The organism is Actinomycetota bacterium, from assembly GCA_009923495.1.
Taxonomy (GTDB): domain Bacteria; phylum Actinomycetota; class Actinomycetes; order S36-B12; family UBA5976; genus UBA5976.
Genome location: RFTJ01000030.1, coordinates 1 through 5,218 on the forward strand (window position 1 = coordinate 1; position 5,218 = coordinate 5,218).

General features: G+C 49.9%; 3 protein-coding genes. 1 reads left to right on the forward strand and 2 read right to left on the reverse strand.

From position 1 onward, the window contains the following. A partial coding sequence (locus EBS36_07075) for a ribonuclease D (protein ID NBU32908.1) occupies positions 1-612 on the forward strand: 612 nt, incomplete at its 5' end. Here EBS36_07075 and dxs read toward each other — a convergent pair. Continuing rightward, entirely contained in the window at positions 581-2,458 is a 1,878-nt protein-coding gene (dxs, locus tag EBS36_07080) for a 1-deoxy-D-xylulose-5-phosphate synthase (GenBank protein ID NBU32909.1), read from the reverse strand. The two genes, EBS36_07075 and dxs, sit on opposite strands and share 32 nt — an antisense overlap. 67 nt (positions 2,459-2,525) lie before the next feature. Further along, complete coding sequence (gene acnA, locus EBS36_07085; protein NBU32910.1) at positions 2,526-5,186, reverse strand: aconitate hydratase AcnA; 2,661 nt, start codon at positions 5,184-5,186, stop codon at positions 2,526-2,528. Positions 5,187-5,218 lie beyond the last annotated feature (32 nt).

A 5,218-nucleotide genomic window follows, 5' to 3' on the forward strand; every position in this document is an offset into this window, starting at 1 on the left:
GAAGCTTGGCGTCGTACTTCAGGATTACATGCTGCGCGATCTGCTCGAGCGCTAGCGATCGTTCGATCTCTTTGGCATACTCGAGACCGAATCGCAAAGAGTGAGGACATCGCTTCAGGCAGAATTTTGCCTGATTCAATCCTGGTCTCCATCGCCCAAGAAGCAGCCCAAAGCGATGTGGATGTTCCAAACTTGGAGAGCCTCGCTGGGCGATTAACTAGGCGTAACCGCCAAAAATGGATCTCTGCTGTTGAGCAAGCACTCGCCCTAGCGGAAACTGAACTGCCTGAAACTAGGGTCAAATCAACTGCACCACCGCCACCGCGAACCTGGCAAGATCGAAATCCGAAGGCTTGGGCTCAATTGGAACAAGTACGGCATGTAATTGCCTCGCTTAGTGAACAACTCTCAATTCCTGTTGAAAATTTAATAACACCTGACACTGTTCGCCGGATAATCTGGACTCCACCCCAATCCGAAGAGCAACTTGCGCAAGAGTTAACGAAATTTGGGGTACGACCCTGGCAGCGCGAGTTAATTGAGCCTGCCCTGAAACAAGCCTTATTCGAACCCTTAATCTCTACTGAACCGCAGCGCGTAGCCGAGCAGTGATAGCTGCGGCTATGCCGGCACCATCTAATCCCATATGAGTCAACCACGAGCTTCGGGATTTATGTTCAAGGAACTGTTTAGGGATACCCAGCGCCAGACATTGAGTGTCCACAGACAACGCCGCTAGTTGTGCGCAGATTGATTCGCCAATACCGCCGTCGATTAGTCCATCTTCGAGCGTGACAACCAATTTCGCACGAGCCAAGGCATCGATTAGTTCTGGATTTATAGGTAGGACCTGAACTGGATCGATAACCTGTACAGCGGTGCCGAGTTGCGCAAGCGAATTCGCAGCACTGATTGCGCTATTAGCCAGTGCTCCAATGCTTACGATAACAATTTGCGCTTCTGGATCACCAAAAATTAAATCGCCGTAAGGGCCAGAGTTAACAGCTGGAATCTCCTGCCCGACCGCACCTTTCGGGAAGCGAATAACCGTCGGCTGATTTTCAACTGTTATGGCTCTTCTAAAAACTTGTTGCAGTCGAGTTCCATCCCTTGGGGCAAACATTAATAGATCTGGCACAACCCGAAGTAATGCCATATCCCACATGCCATTGTGACTTGGCCCATCGTCACCAGTAATACCGGCGCGGTCCAGGACAAATGTCACGCCAGCCTGATGGAGCGCGCAGTCCATTAACACTTGATCGATAGCTCGATTAAGGAATGTTGAATATACGGCGACGACTGGATGCAACCCAGCATGAGCCATGCCGACTGCGCTGGTTACCGCATGTTGTTCAGCAATGCCAACATCAAAAGTGCGTTCTGGAAAACGTTGACAAAATTCAGCTAATCCGGTCGGACCCAGCATTGCCGCGGTAATGGCCACAATATCTCTGCGTTCGTGACCTGCTTTAACAAGTTCAGAACTAAATACCGAAGTCCATGACTCTGGGGCCTGCTTAAGTGGCAAGCCTGTTTGTGGGTCAACCACACCAACAGCGTGGAAACGATCCGCTTCGTCGGTTTCGGCCGGCTCAAACCCGCGCCCTTTTGTGGTAATCGCATGCACAATAACTGGGCCGCCAAAATCTCGAGCGCGAGTCAGGGCAAACTCAAGATCTTCTTGGTTATGCCCATCTACAGGCCCAACGTATTTCAGTCCCAAGTCTTCGAACATGCCTTGGGGTGCGACGAAATCCTTAATTCCCTTCTTCATGCCATGGAGTGCCTCGTACATAGGCGCTCCAACAATTGGCGTACGCCCTAATACTGACTTACCCCAATCCAAAAAGCGTTCGTAGCCTTGAGTGGTTCTTAGCGTCGCAAGGTGACTTGCTAGTCCACCAATCGTCGGCGAATAAGACCGGGCATTGTCATTGACCACGATGATAAGGGATCGCGACTTACCTTCGGCGATGTTATTGATGGCTTCCCAGGTCATGCCGCCAGTCAATGCTCCGTCACCTACAACTGCCACAACATGTCGATCGGATTCCCCCGCTAATTCAAAAGCCTTTGCTATTCCGTCGGCATATGAAAGCGCTGTCGAAGCATGGCTATTTTCAATTACATCGTGGACACTCTCTTGTCTGCTTGGGTAACCAGAAAGACCCTGTTCTTGGCGTAGAGTGTCGAAGGCCGCAGCCCGTCCCGTGACAATCTTGTGCACATATGCTTGGTGACCGGTATCCCACAGGATCGGATCGCGAGGTGACTCAAATACTCGATGTATTGCTAGAGTCAATTCCACAACGCCGAGATTTGGACCCAGGTGTCCCCCGGTGGCCGAAACCTTTTCTACAAGAAATTTTCTGACTTCCTCAGCAAGGATTGCAAGTTGCTCGGGAGTTAGCGAACGTAAATCAGCTGGCGAATTGATTTGCTCCAGTAGTGCCATCGCAGGATCCATTTCTGAAAAGTTACCTTCAGTTTACGTGGGTAAATTCAATTACGCCTGTGTTGCGCTAGCCCAGCATGCTGCGCAACACGTACTGCAAGATTCCCCCGTGTCGGTAGTAATCTGCCTCACCAGGTGTATCGATTCGCACCAAGGCGTCAAACTGGTTCACTGCGCCGTCACTACCTGTTGCGGTAATCAGAACTGTCTTTGGGGTAATTCCTGCATTAAGTTCGGTGATTCCAGAAATGGTAAAAGTCTCTTGGCCGGTTAGTCCCAAAGTTTGCGCAGTTTGGCCGTTCAAATACTGCAGCGGGAGAACACCCATTCCAATCAAATTCGATCGATGAATTCGCTCAAATGACTCAGCAAGGACTGCCTTAACGCCCAGGAGTGCTGTTCCCTTTGCTGCCCAGTCACGAGACGAACCTGAGCCGTATTCTTTGCCAGCCAAAATAACAAGTGGAATGTTCTGAGCTTGGTAGTTTGCGGATGCGTCGAAAATGGTTGTTTGAGTCGCCGGCGACTCGGTGAAGTCCAAAGTGAAGCCACCCTCAACGTCAGTTAGCAACTGGTTGCGCAGGCGGATGTTGGCAAAGGTCCCTCGAATCATAATTTCGTGATTGCCCCTGCGTGATCCATAAGAATTGAAATCCTGTTTCTCAATCCCCTTTTCACTCAGATAACGGCCAGCCGGTGAATCAGCCTTAATCGAACCTGCCGGTGAAATGTGATCGGTAGTGACTGAATCACCCAGCTTGGCTAAGACTCGCGCACCCGCGATATCAGTTACTGGCGCTGGGGTCAAAGTCATGTTTTCGAAGTACGGTGGCTTGCGGACATAAGTACTCTGTTCATCCCAGACAAAAGTTGCACCAGTTGGAGTTGGCAAACTACGCCACTTTTCATCGCCAGCAAATAAGTCCGCGTAGCGATCGGTAAACATCTTTGCATCAATAGCCGAGGAAACCACTTGCGCAATCTGTGCCGGCGTTGGCCAAATATCAGCTAGGAAAACGGGATTTCCATCGAGGTCGTTTCCCAGTGGTTCGGTTAATAGGTCCAACTTCATACTCCCCGCGAGCGCATAAGCCACTACAAGCGGTGGTGATGCTAGGTAGTTCATCTTTACGTCGGGATTTATCCGGCCTTCGAAATTACGATTCCCGGATAAAACTGAAACAGCGGTCAAATCGTGATCCGCAATCGCCTTGCTGATAGCTGGCGAAAGCGGGCCAGAGTTGCCGATGCAAGTAGTGCAGCCATAGCCAACAAGATTGAATCCGAGAGTGTTGAGGTATTCAGTCAGCCCCGCCTTTTCGTAATAGTCAGTAACCACTTGTGAGCCAGGAGCCAGAGTGGTTTTCACCCACGGTTTTGTCCTGAGTCCTTTTTCCACTGCATTTTTGGCGAGTAAGCCGGCAGCCAACATCACTGATGGATTAGAAGTGTTCGTGCATGAAGTTATTGAGGCAATTACCACATCGCCGTGGGACAATGCAAAAGTTTTCTCGCCAGAAGTGACCTCAGTCTGGCTCTCTACCGACGAAGTGTAAGCCGGTAACGCTTTGGCAAATTCATCCGCGGCTTTACTTAGTTCAACTCGATCCTGTGGTCGCTTTGGGCCTGAAATAGAGGGAACGATAGTTCCTAAGTCCAACTCCAAATATTCAGAATACTTTGGTTCGCTTAGTGGGTCGTGCCACATACCTTGCTCTTGTGCATAGGCCCTGACTAATTCAATCTGGCGTTCAGCACGTCCCGTTAACCGCAAGTAATTCAAGGTCTCATCATCGATCGGGAAAACAGCTGCAGTTGAACCATACTCAGGGCTCATGTTCCCAATAGTTGCGCGATTTGCGAGCGAAACTGATGCTACGCCATCTCCGTAAAATTCAACAAACTTGCCCACTACCCCATGAGCTCGAAGCATCTGGGTGATGGTTAAAACTAAATCAGTAGCGGTCGTGCCGGCTGGCAACTGGCCAAAAAGCTTAAAGCCGACTACTCGAGGAATCAACATTGAAACTGGCTGTCCAAGCATGGCCGCTTCCGCCTCAATTCCGCCGACGCCCCAACCTAATACGCCTAAGCCATTGACCATAGTCGTATGTGAATCTGTACCAACACATGTATCTGGATAAGCCTGATTACCGCGGGTCATAACTACTCGGGCCAGCGCTTCAATGTTTACTTGATGAACAATTCCCGTACCAGGCGGCACTACTTTGAAGTCGGTGAAAGCCGTTTGTCCCCAGCGCAGAAATTGATATCTCTCGCCGTTTCGCTGATACTCGAGTTCAACGTTCTGCTTTGCCGCCAACTCGGTACCAAAGAAATCCGCAATAACTGAATGGTCGATAACTAGTTCGGCTGGCGCCAATGGGTTTATTCGCTCAGGATCACCGCCAAGTTCCGTAAAAGCTTCTCGCATTGTTGCCAAATCAACAATGCACGGAACACCAGTGAAGTCCTGCATAATCACACGAGCGGGTGTGAATTGAATTTCTTCAGTGGGTTGCGCGCTAGCATCCCAATTTATGAGTGACTCAATCTGTGCAGCTGTGACGTTAGCTCCATCTTCGGTACGAAGTAGGTTCTCCAGCAAGACCTTGTGTGTGTATGGCAAGCTTTGAGCCGCCGAAATCTGCGCCAGTGAAAAGATTTCGTAGGTCTGTGCGCCTACTTGTAAATCTCTTTTAGCATTAAAGGAATTACGGCTGGTCATTGGACTCCTAAAAGTATCTTGATATCAAGATA

Excerpts from the sequence above, each read along its gene's own strand:
- dxs (NBU32909.1), bottom strand. The coding sequence starts at position 2,458 with ATGGCACTACTGGAGCAAATCAATTCGCCAGCTGATTTACGTTCGCTA.
- acnA (NBU32910.1), bottom strand. The coding sequence starts at position 5,186 with ATGACCAGCCGTAATTCCTTTAATGCTAAAAGAGATTTACAAGTAGGC.